The organism is Mesorhizobium sp. M4A.F.Ca.ET.050.02.1.1 (assembly GCF_003997725.1).
Classification (GTDB): domain Bacteria; phylum Pseudomonadota; class Alphaproteobacteria; order Rhizobiales; family Rhizobiaceae; genus Mesorhizobium.
In genome coordinates, this window is record NZ_RZSG01000989.1 from 1 (window position 1) to 1,947 (window position 1,947).

The following is a 1,947-nucleotide window of genomic DNA, read 5'->3' on the forward strand; positions in this document are numbered from 1 at the left end:
CTCGCTGAGCAGCCAGCGCCGCATCTTTTCGATCGTGTCGTCGCCGGCGTCGTTCCAGAAATTCCGATTGGCCTTTTCCTTGATGAGCCGCTCGGCATCGCTCCCAAAGAACTCCGCCAAGTGCAGCGCGGCATTGGCCGAGGTCGAGGAAAGCCATGCTTCCAGCGTCGCGTCGAGGTCGCCGCCGGCGATTGCGATTCCACACAGCCAACCCGTCGGGTCGCCATCGTCGGGATGCTGCTCAAAACCATGACGCCAGGCACCAGCAAAAAGCGCCTGCACCGCCGCTCGTTCGTCCCGCGGCCACGTCCGCCACCCGCCACGGCTCAATTTGCTGGCGATGATCGGCGGATCGAGGCCGTGCCATCGCTGGTCGAAGACAGCCAACTCGAGTATCCGCGGCAGGAAGTGCTTATAGTCGGCAACGTCGCCAACCGTGGTGATCGCCCAGCCGGCATAGGGCCCGATCTGCTCGCCGGTCAACTCGCGCAACGGCGCCGAGGTGAGCGTCTTCAGGATCGCCACCGGATCGCGCAGCGGCGAGGCGCGCAGCACACGCGGCGGCGGGCAGGGCGCAAACGCATCGTAGCAGTCGTCGATCAGGCGCTGGAGCTCCGGCGGTTCTGTCATTTGCCTGTGCATGGACGCAAAGATTGATCGCGCCTACAGCTCCATCCAGCGTTGGCCGTACTCCTGCCAGAGCGCCTTGACCTCGCGGCCGCCTAGCGGTGGCGTCGAGCGGTCGCCGTAGAAGATGGCGACGGCGCTTAGGTCGTATTGGCCATCGGTCTGGACAATGAAGCGGATCGCTTCGCCGAGTGGCCTGGAGTGGAAGATCGGATCCGCCTGACCCCTGCCAAGGCTGCGAACGCCTGAAATGGTTGCTGGCAAATGCCGCATCCGAAAGACGGATGCCATGGCAGGTTTGTCCATGCCGCTCTCCGCGATTCCCCAACGGAATGATTCCATAAGGTCTGGTTAATGACCAGCCCGTGCGAAAAGCCCGGGCGGCCGCCCGGGCTTCCTGTCATGCGTCCTTCTGCCGGCAGAAGCTGTCAGCTTTTCCAGTGGCGGTGGAACCAGTCGGGCTGCGGCTCGACGCTCCTGGCGATTGCCAGGCCGATCAGCACGCCGATAAGCCCGCCCAGCGTCAGTGCCGTCGAGATCGTGCCGGGGTTCTGCCGGACCGTTTCCGACACGCTCTGCGCCTGGCCGCGCACAGTCTGTGCCTGGCTGCGAAGCTGCTGTGCGGCGCGAGATGCCCCCTCGGCTGCACTATCGTACCAGCCGGAGGCTCGGTCGGCGGCACTGTCGTACCAGCCATGCCCCGTCTCGACGACGTCCTCCGCCTGTTCGGCCAACGCGCGGTTGAGCCTGCTGACCTCGCGCCGCAGCTCCGCGATCTGCTTCTTCAGCGCCGCTTCGGAAGCGCTTGAAGAGCTGCTGCGTGTCGTGCTGCTGCGTGCCGCGGCACGACTGCGCGCCGGGTTGCTCTGGCTTTTTGCATTGCCGTTGCTCGGCTGGGCTGAGCTGTTGCCCTGGCTGCTCTCGTTCTCGGCCATGGTTTTCTCCTCTTCGATGTACGCCAACGATCCCGACAGGCCATAGTTCCCAGTGGGATGCGGCGAGCAAGCCTTCTAGGAAAATTTTCCTTGCCGGGTGACGGCAGCTATGCTACTGTTTTGTCCATGGTGCTGATTTGCGCCGACGACCCGCCCGCCGAGGGCGGGTCTTGTTTTTCTGGATGCCTTCGAGCGCAGCGCCTCCTCGATCACTTCTCGACGCCGGCAGGCCAGAGAGGGGCGCGAAGCAACGCCGCGTTCCCGGTAGGCCGCTTCTCGAGCCCATCCCAGATCACCCGTGAGCCCGCCCATGCCCCGCTATGCCACCATCATCACCGCTGACGACGGACACGACGTCGTAAGCGCCATCGGCGTCTTCGAAGGC

Annotated in this window: 3 protein-coding genes; all 3 read right to left on the reverse strand. The window is 64.7% G+C overall.

The features are described 5' to 3' along the window. A partial coding sequence (locus tag EOA33_RS34035; protein ID WP_127407603.1) for a hypothetical protein occupies nucleotides 1–630 on the reverse strand: 630 nt, incomplete at its 3' end. A gap of 33 nt (nucleotides 631–663) precedes the next feature. Then, on the reverse strand, nucleotides 664–933 hold the full coding sequence (locus EOA33_RS34040) for a hypothetical protein (protein ID WP_127407604.1): 270 nt from the start codon (nucleotides 931–933) through the stop codon (nucleotides 664–666). Between the two features lie 122 nt (nucleotides 934–1,055). Continuing rightward, nucleotides 1,056–1,562, reverse strand: coding sequence for a hypothetical protein (locus tag EOA33_RS34045; RefSeq protein ID WP_245455496.1), 507 nt, complete (start codon nucleotides 1,560–1,562; stop codon nucleotides 1,056–1,058). Between the last annotated feature and the right edge of the window lie 385 nt (nucleotides 1,563–1,947).

Excerpts from the sequence above, each read along its gene's own strand:
- EOA33_RS34040 (WP_127407604.1), bottom strand. The coding sequence starts at position 933 with ATGGACAAACCTGCCATGGCATCCGTCTTTCGGATGCGGCATTTGCCA.
- EOA33_RS34045 (WP_245455496.1), bottom strand. The coding sequence starts at position 1,562 with ATGGCCGAGAACGAGAGCAGCCAGGGCAACAGCTCAGCCCAGCCGAGC.